Source organism: Leptolyngbya sp. CCNP1308 (assembly GCF_034932455.1).
Lineage (GTDB): Bacteria > Cyanobacteriota > Cyanobacteriia > Phormidesmidales > Phormidesmidaceae > Nodosilinea.
On record NZ_JAYGIH010000002.1, the window covers coordinates 156,993 to 181,251 of the forward strand.

A 24,259-nucleotide genomic window follows, 5' to 3' on the forward strand; every position below is an offset into this window, starting at 1 on the left:
GTGACTGAGTCAGCGACTCTAGCGTCTCTAGCTCAGCTCTTCACTATAACTAGTGATAAGCTTGGCCAATTTCGCTATTATGGCTGGCTTCAGGGCCACCCTAGGGAAAAGCGCCAAACTGACTACTCGTTTGACTACTCCTTACGGCTGCGTTTGTGCTTTAAACGCTACCTTAGCCTTCGGTACAACTCCTTCTTCGTCGCACCTATGGCCAGTCATTCTGTTAAAGCTCGGCTCCGTGGTTCGTTGCAGCGATTAACCAAGCCGTTGCTAGCACCGAGCCTAGCCCTAGCGGCTGGTCTGGCCAGTATAGGAGTGCTGCCGGGTATTGGTACAAAACCAGCGATGGCGCTCAATGCCTACTGCCAGGTGACCCAGGAGGCCGCTCTGGCCAAAGAAAATCTGCGCAAGGCTGCCCTGGAGGGCGATGGCGCGGCCCAGCAGCAGTACCAGGCGATGGTGCGTCAGCACACCGAAGACCTGCGCCAGTGCCGCAGCCGCACCTGGCCCCAGCGCCAGGCCGTGTGGGTACGCCTTTACCCCTGTGATCTACAGCCCGGCATTCTCGATGCGCTATTCGATCGCATGGTGAATCTTGGCTACAACGAGGTCTACGTGGAGGCCTTCTATGGGGGGCAGGTGCTGCTGCCCCAGGGCGACAACCCCACCGTGTGGCCCTCGGTGGTGCAGGCTCCCGGCTACGAGCGCCGCGATCTGCTAGCCGAATCAATTGAAAAAGGTCGCCAGCGGGGGCTGCGGGTCGATGCCTGGGTGTTTGCCCTTAACTTTGGCTATTCTTACGGGTTGCGCAGCGATCGCGAGCAGGTGCTGGCCCTCAATGGTCGTGGCCAAACCACCTATACCTACGCCAAGGCCGGAGACTCTAGCAATCCCGACGAGGTTTTTGTCGATCCCTACAATCCCCAGGCCCAGGCCGACTACAGCCGTCTGATGGGAGCTATCCTGCGGCGAAAGCCCGATGGCGTATTGTTCGACTACGTGCGCTACCCTCGCGGCGTTGGTGCTAACTCCGTGGCCGACAGCGTTGACGACCTGTGGATCTACGGTCAGGCCTCGCGCGATGCGCTGTTTCGTCGGGCGGTGAATCAGCAGGGGCAAGAGCTGATCCGCCGCTATATTAGCCGAGGGCATCTGGTCGATCGCGACATTCAGGAAGTGCGCGACCTCTACCCCAACGAGGCTGAACCGCTGTGGCAGAGCCGCACCCCATCCCCGCCGCTGCAAGCGGGCCAAGAGCCGCCGACCCCGGCCAGTCTGCGCCCCCGACTGAATGCTGAACTGTGGCAGTTGAGTGTGGCCCACGCGGTGCAGGGGGTCGTAGATTTTGTCAAGGTGGCCGGAGAACAGGTGCAGCGCAGCGGCATTGAAGCCGGAGCGGTGTTTTTCCCAGAGGGGAATCAAACGGTGGGTACCGGCGGCTATGACTCGCGCCTGCAATACTGGGAGCGCTTCCCGACCTGGATGACCTGGCACCCGATGGCCTACGCGGTGTGCGGCCACACGGGCTGCATTTTAGATGGCGTGCGCCGGGTGCAGAGCATGATACCCAGCGGCACATCCCCCACGGTGACCCCGGCCCTGGCCGGGATTTGGGGCCAGGCGACCTACAACCGCCCGGCGCTCGAAACCCAGATGGAAGCCCTGCGGCGATCGAATCCTGAGATCACCTCGGTGAGCCACTTTGCCTACTCCTGGCAAGATCCTGAGTTTGACCGGGTGAGAAAGTTCTGTTCGCTACAGTGAATCATCTGCCGCGACCCATGGAACAGCCCCAAACCCCATCCGGCCCGATCACTCTGGTCATCTCAGAGGTGGTCGAACCTAGCCAGGTAGAGGCTTACGAGGCTTGGACAAAGGGCATTAACCGAGATGCCAGAAAGTTTGATGGGTTTTTAGGGGTTGAGGTCATTCGCCCCCGCGACCACGATCACCCCGAGTACGTGGTGATTGTAAAGTTTGAGAGCTACGATCGCCTGCGCCGCTGGCTGATATCACCGATCTATCGCGACTGGATGGATCAATCCCACGGGCTGATTGCGGCGCGATCGCAGCAGCATCTCCCCAATGGTCTAGAGCTATGGTTTACGCTGCCCCAGGCTCGGTCTAGGGGACGCGACCCTTTGCCGCCACCGCCCTATTACAAGCAGGTGGTGCTGGGGGTGTTGGCGGTCTACCCGCTAATCTTGCTGGCCAATGCACTGCTAGGGCCGCTGCTCGGAGGTCTGCCGCCGTTGCTGGGTCTATTTATCTCGGTGATTTTTGTCTCGGCGTTGATCACCTATCCAGTTATGCCGTGGCTCAGCAAAGGCCTAGGGTTTTGGCTCTACCCAAGAGCAGGCCGCAGGTGATTTGTGGCGTGGGCGAGGCGCGTATGAGGCTCTACAAGACAGTCGCCCACCACGGCAGCGAGTATCTTGAGCAAGCCAAAAACTAGGACGCCATCTGGCTCGCGATCGCCAATCCGGGCGTGCTGTCTTGTTGCCGATTGTTTTCGCTTGCCGTAACCAAAGGGACGATGGCTGTAGCTGGAACTTTTAGGCAACCATATCGGTCTAATAGTGACTATCTCCCCTGATCCAGAGAATCAAAAGTTGGCTAAAAATAGAAATTTTCTACTGTGACAGTTGAAATAGCGGAAAGTCTATCAGTCACTTTAGAAAAAGCAGCCTTAGATTAAGGATGTTGAGACACAACCACTTTTCGCTTCTCCCTCGAAAATCGCCAAAGTCATGAAATCAAACTGTTTTTACATCGAAACAGGCTTTGATTGATTTTCTTGGTTCTTGACGAACCAAGAAATTCGGCAAATTTCTTGGGAAAGGCTAGAAAAGGCTCGATCAGAAAACAAAGACTCAATCTACCTAAAGAGAGATTTTCAAGCGCAATTGAGTCGCCTTTTCTGAGGTTAGTTTACCGAGGCGAACTGTCTAAGTAAATACGTGTCCACCGGTCGTTTGTCTTTGGAGTTTTTTCAAATATGTCTAATTCCCTTCGTTTAAAGTCTGGAACCGCACTGATGGTAGCCCTAGGGTTAACCATGGGGGCCTTCGCCCCGGTGATCACAGCCGCTCCGGTGATTGCCCAAACCCAAACTCAAACCCAGTTTGCCGACGTACCCTCTGGCCATTGGGCCTATCAGTTCATCAATAGTTTGGCAACCAGAGAAGTGATCGCTGGTTTCCCAGACGGTACCTTTCGGCCCGATGAGCCGGTGACCCGCGCCCAATATGCCGCCATGGTTCGCCAGGCCTTCAGCCAATCATCCGTGCGGAGCGCGACCACCTTTGTAGATGTGCCCACCAACTACTGGGCCGCCGCTGCCATTCGTGAGGCCGATATGATGGGCTTTTTGTCGGGCTACCCCGGCAACATCTTCCAGCCCGATCAAAATATTCCTCGGGCTCAGGTGCTGGTTTCTTTGGCCAATGGGCTGAACTACACCGCCAGCAACTCAGGCAGCATCAACGTCTATCAGGATGCGGCCTCGATTCCTGACTATGCGGTAGCTAGCCTGGCGGCGGCTACAGAACGGCGGTTGGTGGTGAACTATCCCAATGTGCAGGTCCTACGGCCTAATCAAACGGCGACTCGCGCCGATGTGGCAGCTTTCATCTATCAGGCTCTGGCCAGCCAAAATCAGGTGGCTACGGTCAACTCTCCCTACATTGTGGGGCAGCAGGTCGCGGCTCAGGCCAGCTTACAGGCGGGCACAACTCTGACCATGAGCTACGCAGAGAGCGACAAAATTGTCGTGCTCCCCGATGAGACGGCCCCTCTCACCTTGACGGTGGCCCAGGCCATTACCGATAGCGCTGGCCGCGTTTTGGTACCGGCGGGTAGCCAGGTGGTCGGAGAACTGCGCCCCAGCGGCAGCGGCTCGCAGTTTGTAGCCCAAGAACTGGTGCTTACCGGTGGTCAACGGCTAGCGATTAGCGCCACCTCACAGACCGTAACCACGACGGAAACGATTCGACGAGGAGCCACCTTTGGCGAGACCCTGGCCGGAGCAGTGCTGGGGTCTGGCGCGGCGGCGGCGATCTCCCGCACTACCGGCGACCAAAGCGTTGGCACCCTAGAGGTTCTAGCTGGCACGGCCACCGGAGCCACCCTGGCCCGCATCTTTGGTCGCGACCGGGTAGAGGTGATTGCCATTAACCCCAGTCAAGATCTCACCCTGACCGTCAACGAAGCCTTGGTGCTGTCGGCCCGGTAGTTGAGTATCGGTTCCACCTTGTAGTTAGACAGACCTCTCAGCCCTCTTCAGGGGCTGGGGGGCTTTGTCTTTGGAACGTTAAATTTGGGCACTGCTGAATTGAGGCATAAATTTGGGTAAGGGCAAACGGCCGTTTGCCCCTGCGAGAGGCGTTGAATGTTTGGTTCATATCTATGTTCAACGAATCTGTGTTCAACAACCCCTAAATTTGAGCCTGGGAATGGCTCTTTGCCCAGTCAAGGCTGGTCTGCGAAGGCAGGGCGGTCGAACCATAGCGATCGCTGATGACCCCCTTCAGCCATTTGAACCATTCACTGCACCAGGCTACGGGATAATGTAAACGCGGATACTTCTGAATCTGCCGCCAGGTGCACAGCGCTCCTGCCCTCGATCAGGTTTCCATCCCCGCTACCCCACCGCGTTGTAACCCCCATGGCCTACTATCTCTCGCCCCGCTTTCTCGACAAGCTGGCGGTGCACATCACCAAAAACTACCTGAAGCTGCCCCAGGTCAAAATTCCGCTGCTGCTGGGGGTGCACGGTCGCAAGGGAGAGGGCAAAACCTTCCAGTGCGAGCTGGTCTATGAGCGCATGGGCATTGAGGTGGTGCACATCTCGGGCGGTGAGCTAGAGAGCCCCGACGCGGGCGACCCGGCCCGCCTTATCCGCCTGCGCTACCGCGAAGCCGCCGAGCTAGTGCGGGTGCGGGGCAAAATGGCGGTGCTGATGATCAACGACATTGACGCCGGGGCGGGTCGCTTCGACGCCCTCACCCAGTACACCGTCAACACTCAGCTGGTGAACAACACGCTGATGAACATTGCCGACAACCCCACCAATGTTCAGCTTCCCGGCAGCTACGACGAGAACGAGATTCAGCGGGTGCCGGTGATCATGACCGGCAACGACCTCTCGACCCTCTACGCGCCGCTGATTCGCGACGGCCGCATGGATAAGTTTTACTGGCAGCCCGATCGCAGCGATCGCATCGGCATTGTCGGCGGCATCTTTGAGCCCGATGGCCTCTCGCCCCAAGACATCACCCTGCTGGTAGACACCTTCCCCACCCAGGCGATCGACTTCTTTGGGGCCGTACGCGCCCAGATCTACAACGAGCAAATCCGCGACTTCATCTATTCTGTGGGGCTAGAAAACGTCTCCCGCAGCGTGGTCAACACCACCACACCACCCAGCTTTCGCAAGCCCGACTTTAGCATCTCGCACCTGATTGAGGTGGGCCACCGCCTGGTGGGCGAACAGCGCCGCGTCGATGACATGCGCCTCGCTAACGAATACAACCGCGTCCTGCAAGGGCCTATGCCGCAAGGGGCGTCCTCAGCCCCCTCAGCGGACAGCTTCTACCGCAACTCTAACCCCAGCGACTCCCCCTCCACTGTTGAGAGCACTATCGGGGGCAATGCCGTCAGGGCATCGGGTAACGGCAACGGCGACTCTCCCCAGTGCCCCATGCCCGATGCTTCCCAATCCACCTACTCACCTACTCACCCACCCACCCACTCCACCTCCCTCCCCCCCGAGGTGTACGACCAAATCAACGCCATTCTCTCCCAGGGCTATCGCCTAGGCGTTGAGCATGTAGATAAGCGACGGTTTCAGACCAACGCCTGGCAGAGTGGCCCCCCATTGCCCAGTGAGACCGTCGCTAGCGCCAGCGCGGCCATAGAGCAATGCCTTGACGACTACGCCAACGACTACGTGCGGCTGATCGGCATTGATCCTAAAACCAAGCAGCGGGTGATGGAAAACATTATTCAGCGGCCTCAACGCTAACGGTTTCTTTCTATCGCGTCTCGGCACGGCGGTTTGATGGCAGGATGAGACTTTCAGCGATCGTCTAGCGAAATCGCTGGAAGATAATGCCGCTTTTGCGTAGCCGATAGAGCAATCCGACCAAAATGCCTAATAACAAACGTCTGTTGACCGGAATAGAGGGCTTAGATGAGGTCTTAGACGGAGGTGTGCCACCGGGCCAGGCGTATTTGGCCAGGGGTGGCCCTGGCTGCGGCAAGACCACCCTGGGATGGCATTTTCTCACCCACAACCTCAAGGATGGTGCCCCCCGCCTGTTCATCACCCTGGGGGAGTCGATGGCGCAGCTGAAGCGCAACGCGGTCGTCTCGGGCTTTCCGGTAGAGGCGGTAGAAGTCTTAGATTTAAGCCCAAACGCCGACTTTTTTGTGCAAAATCAGGGGTACGACATTTTTGCCTCTGCTCAGGTAGAGCAAGACCCGCTAACGGAGCGCATTGTCGAGCAGGTCAGTGCGATCAGGCCTCAGCGGGTGTTTATCGACTCGATGACGCAGCTGCGCTATCTGGCTGCCGACACCTACCAATTTCGCCGGCGGGTGGTGGGGTTTTTGCGGTTTTTGCTGCACCAGGGGGCGACGGTGCTGTTTACCTCCGAGAGCAGCCAGGAGGCCCCCGACGAAGATTTGCAGTTCATTAGCGACGGCATTATCACCCTGGGGATGCACCGAGAAGGGCGACATATTGAGGTGTCGAAGCTGCGGGGCAGCAAGTTTCGCAAGGGGCCTCACGCCATGCGCATCGGCGATCGCGGCCTGGTGGTGTATCCCCATCTGGTCGCTGGGGAAAACAATGTGGCCACCGCCCCAACCCGCCTTTGCCCCGCTGGCATTCCCGAAATCGACGAGATGCTCAATGGCGGCATCGAAACGGGTACTGTGACGATTATTTCTGGCCCCAGCGGCGTGGGCAAAACCACGGTGGGGCTGCAATTCATTAAAGAAGCGGCGGGTCGGGGCGATCGCTCCGTGGTCTATCTATTTGAAGAAGCCGTCGATACCCTGCTCAACCGCTGTGAGGGCATCAACATTCCGGTGCGGGCCATGGTAGAACGGGGCACGCTATCGGTAATTAAAATTGACCCGCTAGTCTATTCTCCCGATGAGTTTTCCCATCACGTGCGTCTGGAAGTCGAAAAAGCGGGTGCCCAAATCATTATGATCGACAGCGTGCTGGGCTATAAGCTGTCGTTTCAAGAAGACGACCTGATTCGCAATGTCCATACCCTCTGCCAGTACCTGAAGGGTCGGGGCATCACAACCATACTCACCAACGAGATCGCATCGATTACCGGCGACTTTAAAGTAACGGAGCTGGGTGTGTCCTACCTAGCCGACAACATTATTTTTCTGCGGTATTTAGAAATTCGCGGGCAGATGCGGCGGGCCATTGGCGTTTTAAAGAAGCGCCTCAGCGATTTTGAGAAGACTTTACGCGAGTTTGAAATTTCTCGCTACGGTATTAAGGTGGGTCGTCCCCTGACCCAGCTGCGGGGCATCTTAAGCGGAGTTCCTGAATTCATTAAGTCCCACAAAAATGAGCGATGATGTTTCACCTGACCCGGTTAAGCTTCCCCCTGAACCCGACGAGCGATGGCAGTCCCGCATTTTTCTGGGGGTAGACCATCCGCAAAATCGTCAGCTGCTAGCCACCCTACTGAGTCGTTTTTATAGCCTGCAAGACTTGCCAACGGAGCCACTAAAGTGGACCCAGGCGGTTGATCTATGCATTTTTGACACCGCCTTTTTGGGGCGCTGTGCTGACCGCATTGCCAAGCAGCGAGAGGCGGCCAGCCCGGTATTTCTGCCCTTTTTGCTGCTGCTCAAGCGCCCGCACCTGGCTCTGATGACGGCATCCCAGCGCCAGCAGGTTGACGATGTCATTACCATACCCGTTGACCAGACCGAGCTGCTGCTGCGGATTGAGTCGCTGCTGCGCGCCCGCCAGCAGTCGTTAAAGCTCAGCGACCTGCTGGCCCAAGAGAAGTTACGCGAGCAGCAGCTTGAGGCCGACAATCAGATTCTCCATCAGATGGCGACTCAGGATGGTCTGACCGGAATTCCTAACCGGCGCGCCTTTGACGAAAAGCTGGCCTACGAGTGGAAGCTCGGCCGTCGCGAGCAAACCCCGCTGGCGGTAGTGCTCTGCGATGTGGACTACTTCAAAGCCTATAACGACACCTACGGCCATATTGCAGGCGATCAGTGTCTGCGGGAGATTGCAGACGTTCTCAATACAGCGATTCGCCGCCCGGCAGACTTGGCCACCCGCTACGGCGGCGAGGAGTTTTCTCTGATTCTGCCTAAAACCAGTTTAGAGGGGGCGCTGCATCTGCTGAACCGCATTCGCAGTAACCTGCGGGCCCGCGCCATCACCCACCCAAAATCCTCCGTCAGCCCTTATGTCAGCATTAGCTTTGGCGTGGCTGGGGCTGTGCCCAGTGATGAGTTACAGCCTGAGGATCTGCTGCGAGCTGCCGATGCGGCTCTGTACCAGGCCAAAGCCGAAGGCCGCGATCGCATCGTTATGACCTCAGCCATTGCCCCCGCATCGCCGCTGATTCAAATCTAGCTGCCCCGATAGGTGCTGTAGGACCAAGGTGACACCAGCAGCGGCACGTGAAAATTGCCGCTGGGGTCAGCCACGGTAAAGCGAATGGGAATTTGGTCTAAAAATGGTGGTTCGGAGAGGGCCGCCCCCGTTTGAGCAAAGTAGGCGGCCACATCAAACGTAATTTCGTAGGTGCCCTTTTGCAACTCGTCGCCATCGAGCAGAGGCTCGTCGGTGCGGCCATCTTTATTGGTCTCAACGGTTTTGAGCGCCGTTTTAATATCGGCTTCATTATTAATGGCCCAGACTGTGAGCCGCAGCGAGGCGGCGGGCTTACCCAGGGCTGTGTCAAGAACGTGGGTGGAGAGTCTGCCCATTGCAGTAGTAAATCATGCCAGATAGCTACAGACAAAGCATATAGTAAGAAGCCCTTGGATAGTGGTTAAACCCAAATTATTCGAGATAGAGCACTCAAACACCAGCAATCTGTGTTTTGTAGCCGCCGAGAATCTTGGCCCATCCTTTGCTGAGAAGAGGATTGTTCGTTAGCCTGACCGTAGCGCACAGTTCGGCTCTCAGGATTTCTACAGCTACTCGACAGGCAGTTTAGACCGTATGACCCACTCCTCCCAGTCCCAACCCAGATCTCCTAGTCGGCGGTATCTGCTTAGGTATATAGCTGGGGGCAGCTTGGGGGCGATCGCCATGGTGTTCTCGCGGCCCCAGCCAGCGGCGGGCCAAGATTTAGAAGAACTGTGCTCGGTGTTTCCGCAAAACTCTCGCTGCCTCGACTATTTGCCGGGGGTACAGGCGCTGGATGCGGTGGGGGATGCGATCGTCGTCGATACCTTTTTACCCACCACCACTCCAGGCATTCCCCAGCCGGTGCAGGGACTGCCCAGCGTTACCTACTTAGTAATCGACGAAGGTCCAACACTTGCCCCCTACGGCCTGCGCCCCGTCTGCCCCCACCGGGGCTGTGCCGTCATCTGGCAAGCCGACCAAAACCGCTTTGCCTGCCCCTGCCATGGCTCCAGGTTTGACTCCGAAGGACGACTGTTGCGAGGGCCAGCCCGCAAATCGCTGCCGCTCGTCACGGTGGTAGAACGGCAAAACCAGATTCGCCTCGTTGATCGGGCTCCCTCAGTCGATCCGCGTTAGGGAATCCGCGCAGCAGATCCACAATCAAGGGCACCTACAGACTTAGACCGTGTCTGGAAAACGGGCCAGGCCCTTTGACATGTAGTCTTGGGAAGCTGTTTTCGGATGCGCTCTTTGGGGGCAATGGTTGATAATAGGTGATCTCTGTCGCAATCACCTTCTAACGCCCCATGTCTAGCGCCTTTCTCGATCGCCTCCACAGCCCCGATCGCCCCGTCATGGTCTTCGATGGCGCGATGGGCACCAACCTTCAGGTGCAAAACCTGACGGCGGAAGATTTTGGCGGCCCCGAGTACGAAGGCTGCAACGAGTACCTGGTGTTCACCAACCCCAAGGCGGTCGAAACCGTCCACCGAGGCTTTTTAGAAGCCGGGGCCGACGTGATTGAAACTGACACCTTTGGCGGCACGGCGATCGTGCTAGCCGAATACGACCTGGCCGATCGCGCCTACGAACTCAACAAAACCGCCGCCGCCCTGGCCCGCCGCGTCGCCGACGAATACTCCACCCCTGACAAACCCCGCTTCGTCGCCGGTTCTATGGGGCCAGGCACAAAGCTGCCCACCCTGGGCCACATCGACTTCGACACCCTCAAAGATTCCTACGTCGATCAGGCAAAGGGACTGATCGACGGCGGCGTAGACCTGATGCTGGTGGAGACCTGCCAGGACGTACTGCAAATCAAAGCCGCCCTCAACGGCATCGAAGAAGCCTTTGTCGCTACCGGAACCCGCCTGCCTCTGATGGTTTCCGTCACTATGGAGCAGCAGGGCACCATGCTGGTCGGCACCGAAATGGCGGCGGCCCTAGCGATTCTTGAGCCTTACCCAATCGACATTTTGGGGCTCAACTGCGCCACGGGGCCAGATTTAATGAAAGATCACGTGCGCCACCTGGCCGAGCAGTCGCCCTTTGTGATCTCCTGCATCCCCAACGCCGGTTTGCCCGAAAACGTGGGCGGCAACGCCGTCTACCGCCTCACCCCGATGGAGCTGCGCATGTCGCTGATGCACTTCATCGAAGACCTCGGCGTGCAGGTGATCGGCGGCTGCTGCGGCACCCGGCCCGAGCACATTGCGCAACTAGCGGAGTTGGCGAAGGATTTGCGCCCCAAGGAACGGTCTGTTCGTGGGTTGGCCGTAGGGGCGCACCATGGTGCGCCCCTACCCGACCCACGGCCTGCCCTCAATTACACCCCCTCCGCCGCCTCGATCTACAGCCCCCAGCCCTACGAGCAAGACAACTCGTTCTTGATCGTGGGAGAACGGTTGAATGCCAGCGGTTCTAAAAAATGCCGCGAGATGCTGAACGCGGAGGATTGGGATGGGCTGGTGGCATTGGCGCGATCGCAGGTCAAAGAGGGTGCCCACATCCTGGATGTCAACGTAGACTACGTGGGCCGCGACGGCGAGCGTGACATGCACGAGCTGGTGTCGCGCCTGGTCACCAACGTCACCCTGCCGCTAATGCTCGACTCCACCGAGTGGCAGAAGATGGAGGCGGGCCTGAAAGTGGCTGGGGGCAAATGCATTCTCAACTCCACCAACTACGAAGACGGCGACGAGCGCTTCTTTAAAGTTCTGAAACTAGCCAAGAAATACGGCGCAGGCATCGTCGTCGGCACCATCGACGAAGACGGCATGGCCCGCAGCGCCGAGAAGAAATTCCAGATCGCCCAGCGGGCCTACCGCGACGCTCTGGAATACGGCATCCCCGCCCACGAAATTTTCTTCGACACCCTGGCCCTGCCCATCTCCACCGGCATTGAAGAAGACCGGGTGAACGGGCGTGAAACCCTCGAATCCATCCGGCTGATTCGGGAAAACTTGCCCGGCAGCCACATCATGCTGGGGGTGTCAAATGTCTCTTTTGGTCTCAGCCCTGTGGCCCGGGTGACGCTGAACTCGGTGTTTCTCCACGAGGCCATGCAGGTGGGGCTGGATGGGGCGATCGTCAGCGCCGCCAAGATTTTGCCGCTGGCTAAAATCGACCCCGACCACCAAAAGATCTGTCGCGACCTGATCTACGATCGCCGCGAGTTTGACGGCGACATTGTCTCCTACGACCCGCTGACCAAGCTCACCACCCTGTTTGAGGGCAAGAGCCTGAAGAAAAAGGAGGCGATCGCTAAAGACCTGCCCATCGACGAGCAGCTCAAGCAGCACATCATCGACGGCGAGCGCATTGGCCTCGACGATGCCCTGGCCAAAGCCCTCGAAACCTACCCGCCGCTGGAAATCATCAACACCTTTTTGCTCGACGGCATGAAGGTGGTGGGCGAACTGTTTGGCTCTGGCCAAATGCAGCTGCCCTTTGTGCTGCAATCGGCCCAGACGATGAAAGCCGCCGTGGCGTATCTAGAACCCTACATGGAGAAATCCGACAGCGATGGCTCGGGCAAGGGCACCTTCATCATCGCTACGGTCAAGGGCGATGTCCACGACATCGGCAAAAACCTGGTGGATATCATTCTGTCGAACAATGGCTACAAGGTGGTCAACCTGGGCATCAAACAGCCCGTGGACGCGATCATCCAGGCGTATCGAGAGCACCACGCCGACTGCATCGCCATGAGCGGCCTGCTGGTCAAATCGACCGCCTTTATGAAAGACAACCTGGAAACTTTCAACCAGGAGGGCATCACCGTGCCCGTCATCCTCGGCGGCGCGGCGCTGACCCCCAAATTTGTCCACGAAGACTGCCAAAACACCTACAAAGGCAAGGTTGTCTACGGCAAAGATGCCTTCTCTGATCTGCACTTTATGGATAAGCTGATGCCCGCTAAGGCGGCGAAGAATTGGGATGATTTGAAGGGGTTCTTAGATGAAGGGGAAGAAATTCAAAATGCAAAATTAGACATTCAAAATGGGGAGCAGACCCACCTCGACTCCTCCCAGGAGGACACAGACACCCCGCAAATCCAAAATCCAAAATCCAAAATCCAAAATCCTGAAGACACTACCCGCTCCGAAGCCGTAGACCCCGCGATCGCCCGCCCCACCCCGCCGTTCTGGGGCACGCGGGTACTCACCCCGGCGGATATCTCGCTGGAAGAGGTGTTTGGCTACCTCGATTTGCAGGCGCTGTTTGTGGGCCAGTGGCAGTTTCGCAAACCCCAGGAGCAGTCGAGGGAGGAGTACGATGCCTTCTTGAAAGAAACCGTCCACCCGATTTTGGATACCTGGAAGCGGCGGATTCTCTCAGAAAGCCTGCTGCATCCTCAGCTGGTCTACGGCTACTTTCCCTGCCTGGCCGAGGGCAATTCCCTCCACATTTACGATCCCTCCGTAATGGAGAATCTCGATGTAGGAGCAAATAGCCATTTGCCCCTACTGGAACCTGTTGCTACCTTCACATTCCCTCGGCAAAAATCTCTGCGGCGGCTGTGTATTGCCGACTTCTTTTTGCCGAAGGAACTGGCGAAACCGGGGGAGTTCGACGTATTCCCCATGCAGGCGGTGACGGTGGGCGAAGTGGCGACGGAGTTTGCCCAAACGCTGTTTAAGGCTGACCAGTACACCGACTACCTCTACTACTACGGTCTGTCGGTGCAAACGGCGGAGGCTTTGGCGGAGTGGTGTCACACCCGAATTCGCCACGAGCTGGGCTTTGGAGATGCGGAGCCTGAGACGCTGCGGGAAATTCTTCAGCAGCGCTACCAGGGGTCGCGCTACAGCTTTGGCTACCCGGCCTGCCCCAATATGGCTGACCAGCCGGTGCAGCTAAAGCTGCTGGAGAGCGATCGCATCGGCATGACCATCGACGAGAGTGAGCAGCTGTACCCAGAACAGTCAACGACAGCGATCGTGGCCTACCACCCGGCGGCAAAATACTTTAGTGCCTAGAGATAGCCGTTCGCTACCTCGATTACTGCTGCACCATCCTCGGCGCGCGCTTACAATGGCAGTGCAGGTTTATAAGGGCTGTCGCCATGTCGCCTCAAACTGGTGCCCTGGCTGGTAAACTAGCCAGTCTCTACGGGCAAGACTACGCTCTCTGGCTTGACAATACATGCCAGCTGCTCAGAGCGGGCCGACTCGCGGAGGTAGATATCGCTAACTTACTTGAAGAACTAACCGACATGGGGCGCAGCGAAAAACGGGCCTTGACCAACAGCCTAATCGTAGTGCTGATGCATTTGCTCAAATACGCCTACCAGCCTGGGCAGCGCTCTAACAGCTGGCGATTTACCCTCAAGGAGCATCGCCGTCGGCTACAGGAACTGCTGAGCACCAGCCCCAGTCTGACAACTTATTTTGACCAGATATTTGCCGACTGCTACCAGGAGGCTCGCGACTTGACCGCCACAGAAACTGGGGTTGGCCTAGAGAATTTTCCTGTCGATAGCCCGTTTACCCAAGAGCAGGTGCGCGATCGCAAGTACCTGCCCCAGTAGGCATGGGGTCTCAGCGCCCTGCCGCTCCCATGGGTAGCGGCAGCCCATCGGCAAAGAGCGCCATAGCCGGGTCAAACTCTTTCTCCAAATCAGTGCCGATCGCATTCCCGTCCTCATCGCTGGTCGGAATCATCTGCGCTGACTCTAGCCCGCCAAAGTCAAATAGATCGGGGTCAGCCAGCTGCGACGGGTCAACATTTTGCAGGCTGCGAAACAGGGTTTCGGTGCGGCCCGGCCACTGTTTTTCCCAAGTTTGCAGCATTTCCTTTAGTTGGGCGCGCTGTAGATTAGCCTGCGACCCACACAGGGTGCAGGGGATGATCGGAAACTCCCGGTAGCGGGCGTAACGAGCAATGTCGGCCTCGGGGCAGTAGGCCAGGGGGCGAATGACGATGTGGCGGCGATCGTCCGTCAGCAGTTTGGGGGGCATGGCCTTGAGCCTGCCGCCGTGAAACATATTGAGAAACAGCGTTTCGACCATGTCGTCGCGGTGGTGGCCGAGGGCGATCTTGGTGGCCCCTTCTTCGGCGGCGACCCGGTAGAGCACGCCTCGCCGCAGACGCGAGCACAAACTGCACATGGTCTTGCCTTCTGGGATCACGCGCTTAACGGTGCTGTAGGTGTCTTGCTCGACAATGCGGTAGGGCACGCCGATCGCCTCAAAGTATTCGGGCAGCACCTCGGCGGGGAAACCCGGTTGCTTCTGATCCAGATTCACCGCGAGAATCTCGAAGCTGACCGGGGCGCTGCGCTGAAGATGGCGGAGGATATCCAAGAGCGTATGGGAGTCTTTGCCGCCGGAGACGCAGACCATGACGCGATCGCCCTCGCCAACCATGCCGTAGTCGGCGATCGCCTGACCGACGCGCGATCGCAAAAACCCCTGGAGCTTCTTAAAGCTGTTGGAAGTGGGCTGTTTAACTCCGGCCATGGGCCTGTTCTCCTGCGATGCTTAACTTCTAAAATTCTCCACCCTCAAGCGTTCTATTTTAAAGCGCCGAGGGCACCACCCCGCCGTCGGTTAGGGGCGATGCGCCAGGCCTTAAAACAAGGCCTATATGAAGCTTGTGCAAAGACCCGATCGCTTAAAGCACTTTTAAACAGCCCTTTACCGACTGCCGCTGCCCCTCTGATAGTCTGTTTATGTGAAAACACTGACATTCCAGACACGCTTAATGACGTTTCTGGGAACAAGTTTTGGAGCCTCAATGCCTGCCTAGAGAATAGCTAATTAGAACTTTGTTTCAGGTAAAGTTCGCTGTTAGGCTGACCTGAATTTGCCTTTTACGGGTCAGTCTGTCGCGCTCTGCTGTTCAGAGCGCCCAAGGATTTGGAAGGCGTAGAAACCCGTATGAAATCTAAACTCCATGCTCTGTGGGGTCGATTCTGTGCGGCTAAAAACTGATTTTTTGGGGGTAATTGGTTCTCATGGCGACTTCAGTTTTTATTAGCGAATTGCATTACGACAACACCGGCACCGACATCGGCGAATTTATCGAAATCGCGGCCCCCGTGGGCACCGATTTAACCGGCTATAGCCTGGTGCTGTACAACGGCAATGGGGGCACAGTCTACGGCACCGTTGCCCTCAGCGGCGTGGTGGCCAACCAGAGCGATGGTCAGGGTACGATCGTGGTCGATTTTCCCAGCAACGGCATTCAGAACGGGGCACCCGACGGTATTGCCTTAGTCGATGCCGAGGGAAATGTGCTGGAATTCCTTAGCTATGAGGGGTCGTTCAGGGCGGTGGGTGGCCCGGCCAATGGCCTCACCAGTATTGACATCGGCGTGGCAGAAGATGGCGACACCCCCATTGGCCAATCGTTACAGCTAATTGACGGGGTCTGGACTGGCCCCTTAGCCGCCACTAAAGGGGCGGTCAACAGCGCGGATAACGGCGGCGGTGATGGCGGCGGCGATCTAGAACTGACGGCGATTTACGCCATTCAAGGGGCTGGGCACAGCTCGGCGCTGGTGGGCGATGTGGTAGCGACCACGGGTATTGTCACCGCTGTGGATACCAATGGATTTTACCTACAAGACGCCCTGGGCGATGGCGATATTGCCACCTCTGATGCGATCTTTGTGTTTACTGGCAGCGCTCCCACTGTGGCGGTGGGCGACGAGTTGCAGGTGGCGGGCACGGTGTCGGAGTTTACCCCCGGCGGTGCGGCTACGCGCAACCTATCGACCACCCAGCTCAGCGGCAGCCTCACCATTGACACCCTCAGCACCGGCAATGCCCTGCCTGAGGCCGTTATTTTGGGCCAAGGCGGTCGGGTGCCCCCTACCAAAAATATCGACGACGACGCTTTTGGCAGTTTCGACCCGCTCACCGATGGCATCGACTTTTTTGAGTCGCTGGAGGGTATGCGGGTGACCGCCCAGGATCTGCGGGTGGTCAATGGCACCAACGGCTTTGGCGAAATCTTTGGGGTGGTGGACAATGGCGCGGGGGCTACCGGCCTGAGCGATCGCGGCACGCTCAACCTCAGCCCCGACGACTTCAACCCCGAGCGGGTGCAGGTACAGTTTGACAACGGCGTGTTTGACTTCGACTTCCCTGATGTGACTGTGGGCGACAACCTGGGGGATGTTACGGGTGTCATCAACTACGACTTCGGCAACTTCCAAATTGTGGCGACCGAAGATTTCACGGGCACTATTCAGTCGGCGCTCTTGCAGCAGGAGGTCAGCACCCTCAGTGGCAATAGCGACCAGCTCACGGTGGCCAGCTACAACGTACTCAACCTCGACCCCAACGACGGCGATGGCGATGCTGACATTGCCAATGGGCAGTTTGCGGCGATCGCCCAGCAGATTGTCAACAATCTCAATGCCCCCGATATCATTGCGCTGCAAGAGGTACAGGATAACTCGGGCAGTGCCAACGATGGCGTGACGGCGGCGAATGTGACCTTGCAGACTCTGGTGGATGCGATCGCAGCTGCCGGTGGCCCCACCTACGCCTTCCAGGACAACCCGTTTGTTCTCAACAACGCCAGCGGCGGCCAGCCGGGGGCCAACATTCGCACCGCCTACCTCTACGACCCCAGCCGGGTTGACCTAGTAGAAGAGTCCGTGGCTACCATCGGTGGTCAGGCCCAGGGCGAAACCTTTGCTGGGGCCAGGCTGCCCCTGGTGGCCGACTTTGAATTCAACGGCGAAACCGTGACGCTGGTGAACAACCACTTCTCATCCAAGGGAGGCAGCGCACCGATTTTGGGCACCGAGCAACCCTTCGAAGCCCGCCAGGAAGACGTCACCGTCAACGGCTCCCTCGACGAGCGCCAGGCTCAGTCGCAGGCAGTGCAGGGCTACGTCAGCGGCCTGCTGGGCAGCGACCCCACCGCCAATGTAGTGGTGCTGGGCGACCTCAACGAGTTTGAGTTTGTCTCGCCGGTAACGGGGCTGGAGAGTGCTGGGCTGACCAACCTGACCAACAGCCTCGACCCCAACGAGCGCTATTCCTACATTTTTCAGGGCAATTCCCAGACCCTCGACCACATTTTGGTCAGCGACAGTCTGGCGGCCACGGCGGAATACGACGCCGTGCATGTCAACGCTGAGTTTGCTGAATCCCTCCAGGCCAGCGATCACGATCCGGTGCTGGCTCGATTTACCATCGAGGCTCCAAACGTAATCGAGGGCACACCCCAGCGAGATGTGCTGACGGGCAGCGATCGCAGCGATATCTTCCTGGCCAGCGGTGGCCCCGATCTGATCACCACGGGCGGCGGGCGCGACCAGATTGTGTACACCAGCACCGAGCAAACCGGGGCTACCCTCACCGACTTTGAGGTGGGGGCTGACAAGCTGGTATTCACCGACCTGCTGGTCAGCGTGGGCTACACCGGCAGCAATCCCCTGGCCGATGGCCTGGTGAAGATTCGCAGTTTGGGCAACAGCGATCGCACCCAGCTCTCCCTGGAGCTAGACCGCATGGGCGGTGGTCGCACCCAGTTCACTAACTTCATCACCTTCCAGGGGGTAGATGCAGCGGCGCTGCACGATGCCGAGAACTTCGTGTTCTAGCGCTTACAAATCGGGTTTCTAAGGCATCGTCAAAGTCCCCAAAAGCCAGCTTTAGAAACCCGGTTTCTTTCCTGCTCAAAGCCTCAGGTTTCTGGAGAAAACCGTCTGTTCTCAGGTGCGGGTTACCTACGGCGAGCGATCGCCCTCGGACTAGTTGACCCTTGCCTGAAAGCGGACAAAGCCGTAGGACCCTGGGGGGTTACCCGCGCTGGTGGCCTGGGGTAAATCGCCCAGTCTAGCCACAATTGCCCCGTTGGTGTTGCTGCCGCAGCTCGCCAACCGACTGTCAATGGTGGTCAAGGCAATACCGGGGGCGACGTACTGCCCGACATCGCCATCGCTGCTGTTGGATAGCGATGCCAGAATGGGGTAAGGGCTGGTGCTGGACTGGGTGCCGATACCCAGCATGATGCCGCGATCGCCCCCCGAGGTGCTTATCCCTGGTACCGGACTAGGCCCAGCCGCAGCGGCGGTGTTGTTATAAGCGGCGGGCAAAAAAGTCACATTCGCCGGTACCAGGTCGCAGAACAGGGCATTTTGGGCCGAGGCAGTGCCACTGGAGAGAACGTAAATCGTAAACTCTATTTGGTCGCCAGGCTGAATGCGATCGCGAATGCGGCCTCTCAGAAAGCCGCTGGGCCAGTTGGCATGGTTATCATCTTGATCTCGGGGAGCACCAACATAGTTCGGATCGCCAGGGCTGTCAATGCCATCAACCTGGTCAGTAATCGGGACACCGTTGATCGCCGTAATTCTCTTAACCAGTAGAAGACTGGGATTGGTAATCTGGGTGGTGATGATGACGTTAGAAAAAACCGCTTCACTGGGGAAGAAAGCCCAGGTGTCGATTCCTTTAAAGTCGCCATAGTTACTGGTAAATCCGTGTCCGCCAGTAATGCTTCGAACCCCCTGCCTAGCGTTGCGCGGAGAGGTTGCGCCTGTGCCATCTAGGCTGACTTGCGTGCCGTTGACGGTCGTGTAGTTGCTGTCGTCATAATAAAATGTGTAGCGGTCTATGGGTACTCCGTTGCGGTCAAGAAAGTTGGGAAATCCTTGGGGAGGATTGGTCATTTCAATGATGAAACCGCTGGTATTGCTTTCGGCATCTAGCATAGGGAAGTGATATTCACCATTGCGAATGACAATTCTGGCATTGTAGGGAGCATTGCCAGGGCGGGGCTGTAAGTTATTGCCGTTGGCATCTTTTCCATTCCAAAAAACGCGATTGGCTCCGGGGACTAACGTGTTTTCTAGCACACGATCAGTCGCCGAGTTGAATACTCCGTCTACATTTGTATCAAGAATGATTTGATAGCTGCTGCCGCTAGCGACCGTAAAGTCGAAATATCCTCCGACCCCAATCAAGGTGCGATTGTCGCTATTGTTAACACCCGTAAATCGGAAATCTGTAGGCGGTTGAGGTACAGCTGGAGCTGCAGGAATACCCAACGCGCCTAGAGCTCCAATATCTGGGCGATTAAAAAATACCAGATGGGTATAGGTGTTTGTGGCAGGGGCATTGGGTGCTAAAGGATTCTGAACAATGACGTTGCCTGAGAAAGGGCTGAGGTTGTTGTCAACGGCCCGCGCAGAGTGATATAGAGTACTCCCATCGCTATCTAGAAAACCTTTGGAGTTGCCAAAGAAGACAAACCCAAAGGGGTCAACGTTGTTCATGTCAGTTCTATAGAGATACCCATCCCACGTTTGGATATAAAAGTCGCTGGCTAGGCTGCGACCGTTGCTACCCATGTTCATGGCTACATAGTTAGTAAATACCCGTCCAGGTTGGGCAACACCTCCGGCAGTTCTAACCGTAATATCCCAGGCGGCAACCCCAGAATTTTGGGTGCCGCCCGTTGGAAAGGCAGCTGTAGCGCTAATCGGAGGAGGATTGCCGCTAGTAGACGGGGCGCGAAATTCAACTTCGTAAATACCCGTTTGAGTCACGTTTACGATGCAGGGAGTATAGCCACTGGTGTTGGGTAACGGCCCGGCAGTTTCTTTGGCGACAGTGTCAATCCAGCCAAATCCTGTGTTTAAGACGTTGCAACTGCCCTGTACACCAGAGGGATTGCGATAAACAATGTCAGCTGGATTCGTAGAACTCGTATGGACGCTCGATCCTAGATTTAAGGTTTCACCCGCTTGCACATACACCTTTAACAGAGTTTTACGGGGAATGTTTGCCGTTGTGGCGTCGGCCCATTCGGTGAAGGGGCGATCGCCTCCGTCAGCCACCATTTCCCGACTGCCCTCAGATCTGACGGGTTGAACAGTCCCTGCCATCAGCGCAGCTGTACAGATTAAGGCTGTGGGAATGACAGTCCTCAGCAGGTTCGTTGAGGCTGTCGTTACGCAAGTATGACGACGAAACCAAGATGTCATATTGCTTCCTCCAGAGAGCGGGGCTGATGATGGCTAGGTGTGGGTTCGCTGTTTGACATGGGCTCTAAAGGCGCTGCTTCAGGCCCCGCTTGAATAGAAGGGTCGTCGTCAATGCTGAAGCCCTCTAGCAGCGAGTTGTCGAGTTTGATCGTGAGGCCAAAGTAAGGGCCGCCAGCGGAGCGGGAGCCGTTGAAGTCGCGATCGTAGACGCCGCCAAAACTATAGCCCGCCGAGAGCCGCAGGTTGGGGTTGAGATAGTACCCCGTCTCTAGGGAAAAGCCGGTTTCGCTGTAGCCAGCGCCGGGCTGGTTGATCCAGCGGGCTTCGCCGACGAGATCCCACTGGTAGTTGAGGCGATAGGTGGCCCGCAGCTGAGCCAGAGTGACGGTGCTGCTGCCGACTAAATCTGAGGCCAAGTACGAGGTGCTGCTCCGCAGGGCAAACTTGCCGTAAAATTCCCACTGCCAGTTGGGAGCATAGATAGCCTCGGCGGCAAAGACATGATCGGCTGAGCCGCTGCCGCTGTTCTCCAGCAGGCTTTCAGGCAGCAGGCCGGGGTTGCGGCGGTACTCGTAGCGCAGCAGGGCATTAAACACGTCGTTGTCGGGATTGCGGTAGGCGAGGCCGAGGCGCAGGTTGGTGGTATCGCCCAGCCCCGAGAGCAGTTGGTTGGCGGCACTGGCCTGCTGAAAGCGGCCCAGTACCGTAAGGGAGGGCGACAAGCGGCCCTGGGCATCGGCGGAAATGACGGTGTTAGACGCCGCGCCGGAGGTACGGTGCTCAAACCGGAGGTTGGTTTGGAAGTCGGGGCTGCCCGTGTAGGACAATCCAACGCTGTAGCTGCTGCCGCCCGTGGGGGCGAGGGCGGCGGCAGACTGACCCACGGCGTAGGGCTGGGCAAACTGGGTACCCGCCCCAGTAACCAGATTGTTGCTTTGGAACACATACTCGTAGGCTAGGTCAAGCTGCAGACCTGGGGCCAGGGTGACACCCTGCTGAATACCCACCGACCCGGACATCTGGCCCCGGTCAAACAGGGAGAAGTTGCCGGTCAGCCGGGTGCCCGTGCCAAACTCGTAGTCACCGGAGAGGTAGAGGGAGGTGAGGCTGTCGTTGTCAAACTGACCGCCGTTGAGGATCTGGTGGGTGACACCCAGACTGATGCCGGGCTGAATCTGCCAGTTGAGACCGAGCAGGGTGCGGTTGGGGTAGACGGCATCGGCCTGGCCGGCCAGGGTGAACTCGTTAAGGGCGGTGAAGGTGACGTTTTCGGTGACGGGCAGGGTCGCCATGGAGCGAATTTGGTTTGTCACCGTGCTGAACTGGGGATTGAGGCGATCGCTGCGATCGCGGTGAATCCAATCGAGTGAGGTAGTGGCGCTGCCAATGCGCTGCTGAATGCCAGCGGTGATGGTCGTTAGTGAGTTGTCGAGGGGCTGCCCAGGGGCGGCAGCAACACCAGGAAATAGCAGCGGCTCCAGGGCGGTCAGGGTCGCTGGGGCGACGCCATAGTTGTCTTCGTGGTCGTAGCCAAAGCGCAGGGTGGTCGTTTCTGAGAGATCGGCCTGGAGTTCGGCCCCGTAGCGACGCTGGCCCGGCACAAAGCTGGTGGTGGCATTGTTGGTAAAACCAGGAGAGACCTGCTGCCAGTAGGCTCGGGCCGAGAGCTGATCGCTAAAGGCATTGCTCACCTCCAGCCGATAGGCCTCTCCCGCCACAGGATTGGTGTTGATCAAGCTGCTGGTTGAGTGGGCATATTCAGCCAGCAGCAGCCCGCCGCTGCCAAAGTTGATCTGGGCATCGGCACCGTAAAGCTGAAACTGCTGGTCGGCGTGGTTTTCTTGTAGGTAGGTGGCCCCCAGCCAGCTAGCCTGGGCGGGGTCGCGGTTGAGGTGGTAGCGCAGTCGGCCACCATAGAGGCTGGTGCTGCCGCCGCCTTCATGCTGGTAGGTGGCCACAATGCGCCGCACCAGAGTACGACCCTGGCCATCGACAGCGGTGCGCAACACCGGCTGACGAAAGAGCACCGTGCCGCGATCGTAGTCAATTTCGTAGTCGGGGCCGCGGCTGAGCGGCTGGCGATCGAGCACCTGACCAGGCCGATTTAGCTCCTCTAGCTCAAAATAAATCGCCTCGCTGCCGGGTAGCAGCAGGCGGCGCGACAGAAAGTAAAACCCGCTGGTGCCGTCGGGGGCAATGGTGTCGCGCTGAAACCCCTGGATATTGTTGCCGTAGATGGCGGAGAGCTGGAGGTTGCCCAGGTTGTAGTTGCCGCTAAAGCCGTGGAGCGATCGGCTGATGCTGCTATACAGCTGGGAGGAGGTGGCAAACTCGTCGGTGCGGTAGTCCCCCCACATTACATAGTCAGACCCGGCATTGGGTGTGGGAGAGGTGCGCTCTAGCCGCAGATAGAGGCTGTCGGTGGAGGGGGCCAGCACCTCTGAGGTGGAGTCATCGCCGTAGACCGGGTAGGGGCGATCGCAGTCTTGATAATTGCGAAACAGCGGCACGGTGCCGTCGCAGCCTTCGTTGAGGGCGCGATCGCTGCGGTAGGCCCCGGTAAAGCGCCAGTCGCCAAAGGAGGTAATGGCAAAGGCCCCGCCTCGTATCGCTAGCTGGGTGCCAGCCCCACCGTCGGCGGGCAAAAAATCCCGGTAGCGGCTGTAGAAATCGGTGCCACCGCTGCCCAGACGCACGTCTACCACCCCGGTTAGCAGCGTGGGGCGCAGCTCAGTCGTAAACTCCACCTGGGTATAGGCTTCCAGATCGCCCCGACTGGCCCGAATTGTGGTCTGGCCTGGGGTCAACCCCGTTTGCAGCGTCGTGCTAAAGCTGCCCCCCTGGGTCTGAACCTGAAACCCAGGTTGATCGGAGTTTTGATCGTCCTCAACAAATTGCCCCTGGCTGGACTCCAGGGTAATCACCGTATCCTGACTAGCGACATTGCCCTGGTCATCAAGGAGCTGACCCTGCACGGTGACCGTTGATCGACCATCGGCGGCCACCCGGCTCTCCAGAGTGGTGACACTCAAGCTGGCGATCGCCCCCCGCACCTGAATGGTTAGGTCTGCCTGAGTCAGCGCAGCACCTCCTAGCTGGCCCTGGGCAGAGAGCTGGTTTTCACCGGAGTGCAGCCCCACCCCGTACCAGGTCTGAGTAATCAAGCCGGTTTCTAGATTGGTTTCGGTGCGGCCAATCAGGTCGTCGCCCACTGGGCTACCGTTCACCACCAGGGTAATCTCACTGCCCACCGGAAATTGCAGCGTTACTGTGGTTGACGGAATGTCGAGAACGGCCTCTGGGGTGGGGGTGAGAAAGCGAATCGCGGCCTGGGTGGCAGGTTCTGAAGTTTCAGTAGTTGAGGTTGCTGCCTCAGCGGCGGCAGGTTGACTGGCGGGCGCTAGGGTCTCACTGGTCTCGCTAGTTTCACTAGCAGAAGGGGCTACTAAATCCACCGCCTCATTAGCAGAAGATGTGGAAGGGGCTACCGAATCCATCGGCAGCGGCGAGGGTTGAGCGATCGCAGGTGTCAGGGGCTCAGCCACAGGAACTGCTGGCGCTTCGACCGAAATGTCTGCTGCCGCCGCAGGCTCGAACGCAGCCTGGGCCATCGCTAGCGGCGTTAGGCTGCCCAGGAGCAGACCCGCGTTGCCCAACGCAAGCATCGT

Annotated in this window: 14 protein-coding genes; 10 read left to right on the forward strand and 4 right to left on the reverse strand. The window is 58.0% G+C overall.

What is annotated here, in order from left to right; genetic code table 11:
* Window positions 1-207: 207 nt before the first annotated feature.
* The 6 genes from VB780_RS01795 (at window position 208) to VB780_RS01820 (ending at window position 8,632) form a co-directional block, all read left to right on the forward strand.
* Window positions 208-1,764 carry a hypothetical protein gene (locus VB780_RS01795; RefSeq protein ID WP_323349421.1) on the forward strand — a complete coding sequence of 519 codons (1,557 nt, stop codon included), beginning with the start codon at window positions 208-210 and terminating at the stop codon, window positions 1,762-1,764.
* Window positions 1,765-1,781: 17 nt separating this feature from the next.
* The gene (locus tag VB780_RS01800) at window positions 1,782-2,369 is read left to right on the forward strand and encodes an antibiotic biosynthesis monooxygenase (RefSeq protein WP_323349422.1); all 588 of its coding nucleotides are present in this window, start codon (window positions 1,782-1,784) and stop codon (window positions 2,367-2,369) included.
* 629 nt (window positions 2,370-2,998) lie between these two features.
* Window positions 2,999-4,234 (forward strand): S-layer homology domain-containing protein, encoded by a 1,236-nt coding sequence (locus VB780_RS01805; protein ID WP_323349423.1) that lies wholly within the window; start codon window positions 2,999-3,001, stop codon window positions 4,232-4,234.
* Window positions 4,235-4,666: 432 nt separating this feature from the next.
* Window positions 4,667-6,025 (forward strand): ribulose bisphosphate carboxylase small subunit, encoded by a 1,359-nt coding sequence (locus tag VB780_RS01810; RefSeq protein WP_323349424.1) that lies wholly within the window; start codon window positions 4,667-4,669, stop codon window positions 6,023-6,025.
* A gap of 125 nt (window positions 6,026-6,150) precedes the next feature.
* Window positions 6,151-7,608: an ATPase domain-containing protein gene (locus VB780_RS01815; RefSeq protein WP_323349425.1), complete on the forward strand. Its 1,458-nt coding sequence runs from the start codon at window positions 6,151-6,153 to the stop codon at window positions 7,606-7,608.
* On the forward strand, window positions 7,598-8,632 hold the full coding sequence (locus tag VB780_RS01820; RefSeq protein WP_323349426.1) for a diguanylate cyclase: 1,035 nt from the start codon (window positions 7,598-7,600) through the stop codon (window positions 8,630-8,632). The genes VB780_RS01815 and VB780_RS01820 overlap by 11 nt, the downstream gene beginning before the upstream one ends.
* On the opposite strand, the gene uraH is transcribed toward VB780_RS01820, so the two are convergent.
* Window positions 8,629-8,988, reverse strand: a complete 360-nt coding sequence (gene uraH / locus VB780_RS01825; RefSeq protein ID WP_323349427.1) for a hydroxyisourate hydrolase — start codon at window positions 8,986-8,988, stop codon at window positions 8,629-8,631. The two genes, VB780_RS01820 and uraH, sit on opposite strands and share 4 nt — an antisense overlap.
* Before the next feature lie 238 nt (window positions 8,989-9,226).
* Between uraH and VB780_RS01830 the strand changes: the two genes are divergently transcribed.
* The 3 genes from VB780_RS01830 to VB780_RS01840 all read left to right on the forward strand — a co-directional run bounded on the left by VB780_RS01830 (window position 9,227) and on the right by VB780_RS01840 (window position 14,168).
* On the forward strand, window positions 9,227-9,772 hold the full coding sequence (locus tag VB780_RS01830; RefSeq protein WP_323349428.1) for a Rieske 2Fe-2S domain-containing protein: 546 nt from the start codon (window positions 9,227-9,229) through the stop codon (window positions 9,770-9,772).
* A gap of 170 nt (window positions 9,773-9,942) precedes the next feature.
* Entirely contained in the window at window positions 9,943-13,617 is a 3,675-nt protein-coding gene (metH, locus tag VB780_RS01835; RefSeq protein ID WP_323349429.1) for a methionine synthase, read from the forward strand.
* Window positions 13,618-13,703: 86 nt separating this feature from the next.
* Entirely contained in the window at window positions 13,704-14,168 is a 465-nt protein-coding gene (locus tag VB780_RS01840) for a DUF29 domain-containing protein (RefSeq protein ID WP_323349430.1), read from the forward strand.
* Window positions 14,169-14,178: 10 nt separating this feature from the next.
* Here VB780_RS01840 and ttcA read toward each other — a convergent pair whose 3' ends face one another.
* Entirely contained in the window at window positions 14,179-15,099 is a 921-nt protein-coding gene (gene ttcA, locus VB780_RS01845) for a tRNA 2-thiocytidine(32) synthetase TtcA (RefSeq protein WP_323349431.1), read from the reverse strand.
* Window positions 15,100-15,596: 497 nt separating this feature from the next.
* On the opposite strand from ttcA, the gene VB780_RS01850 reads away from it, so the two are divergent.
* A complete protein-coding gene (locus VB780_RS01850; RefSeq protein ID WP_323349432.1) occupies window positions 15,597-18,203 on the forward strand; it encodes an endonuclease/exonuclease/phosphatase family protein in 2,607 nt (868 codons plus the stop codon).
* A gap of 150 nt (window positions 18,204-18,353) precedes the next feature.
* On the opposite strand, the gene VB780_RS01855 is transcribed toward VB780_RS01850, so the two are convergent.
* Together VB780_RS01855 and VB780_RS01860 are read right to left on the reverse strand one after the other, a co-directional pair.
* The gene (locus VB780_RS01855; protein ID WP_323349433.1) at window positions 18,354-20,591 is read right to left on the reverse strand and encodes a hypothetical protein; all 2,238 of its coding nucleotides are present in this window, start codon (window positions 20,589-20,591) and stop codon (window positions 18,354-18,356) included.
* Entirely contained in the window at window positions 20,588-24,256 is a 3,669-nt protein-coding gene (locus VB780_RS01860; RefSeq protein WP_323349434.1) for a TonB-dependent receptor, read from the reverse strand. The genes VB780_RS01855 and VB780_RS01860 overlap by 4 nt, the downstream gene beginning before the upstream one ends.
* Window positions 24,257-24,259 lie beyond the last annotated feature (3 nt).

Bases quoted from the DNA above. Each gene is read 5' to 3' on its own strand.
- VB780_RS01795 (WP_323349421.1), top strand. From the start codon at position 208: ATGGCCAGTCATTCTGTTAAAGCTCGGCTCCGTGGTTCGTTGCAGCGA.
- VB780_RS01830 (WP_323349428.1), top strand. From the start codon at position 9,227: ATGACCCACTCCTCCCAGTCCCAACCCAGATCTCCTAGTCGGCGGTAT.
- VB780_RS01805 (WP_323349423.1), top strand. From the start codon at position 2,999: ATGTCTAATTCCCTTCGTTTAAAGTCTGGAACCGCACTGATGGTAGCC.
- VB780_RS01855 (WP_323349433.1), bottom strand. From the start codon at position 20,591: ATGACATCTTGGTTTCGTCGTCATACTTGCGTAACGACAGCCTCAACG.
- VB780_RS01800 (WP_323349422.1), top strand. From the start codon at position 1,782: ATGGAACAGCCCCAAACCCCATCCGGCCCGATCACTCTGGTCATCTCA.
- metH (WP_323349429.1), top strand. From the start codon at position 9,943: ATGTCTAGCGCCTTTCTCGATCGCCTCCACAGCCCCGATCGCCCCGTC.
- uraH (WP_323349427.1), bottom strand. From the start codon at position 8,988: ATGGGCAGACTCTCCACCCACGTTCTTGACACAGCCCTGGGTAAGCCC.
- VB780_RS01840 (WP_323349430.1), top strand. From the start codon at position 13,704: ATGTCGCCTCAAACTGGTGCCCTGGCTGGTAAACTAGCCAGTCTCTAC.
- VB780_RS01810 (WP_323349424.1), top strand. From the start codon at position 4,667: ATGGCCTACTATCTCTCGCCCCGCTTTCTCGACAAGCTGGCGGTGCAC.
- ttcA (WP_323349431.1), bottom strand. From the start codon at position 15,099: ATGGCCGGAGTTAAACAGCCCACTTCCAACAGCTTTAAGAAGCTCCAG.
- VB780_RS01820 (WP_323349426.1), top strand. From the start codon at position 7,598: ATGAGCGATGATGTTTCACCTGACCCGGTTAAGCTTCCCCCTGAACCC.
- VB780_RS01815 (WP_323349425.1), top strand. From the start codon at position 6,151: ATGCCTAATAACAAACGTCTGTTGACCGGAATAGAGGGCTTAGATGAG.
- VB780_RS01860 (WP_323349434.1), bottom strand. From the start codon at position 24,256: ATGCTTGCGTTGGGCAACGCGGGTCTGCTCCTGGGCAGCCTAACGCCG.
- VB780_RS01850 (WP_323349432.1), top strand. From the start codon at position 15,597: ATGGCGACTTCAGTTTTTATTAGCGAATTGCATTACGACAACACCGGC.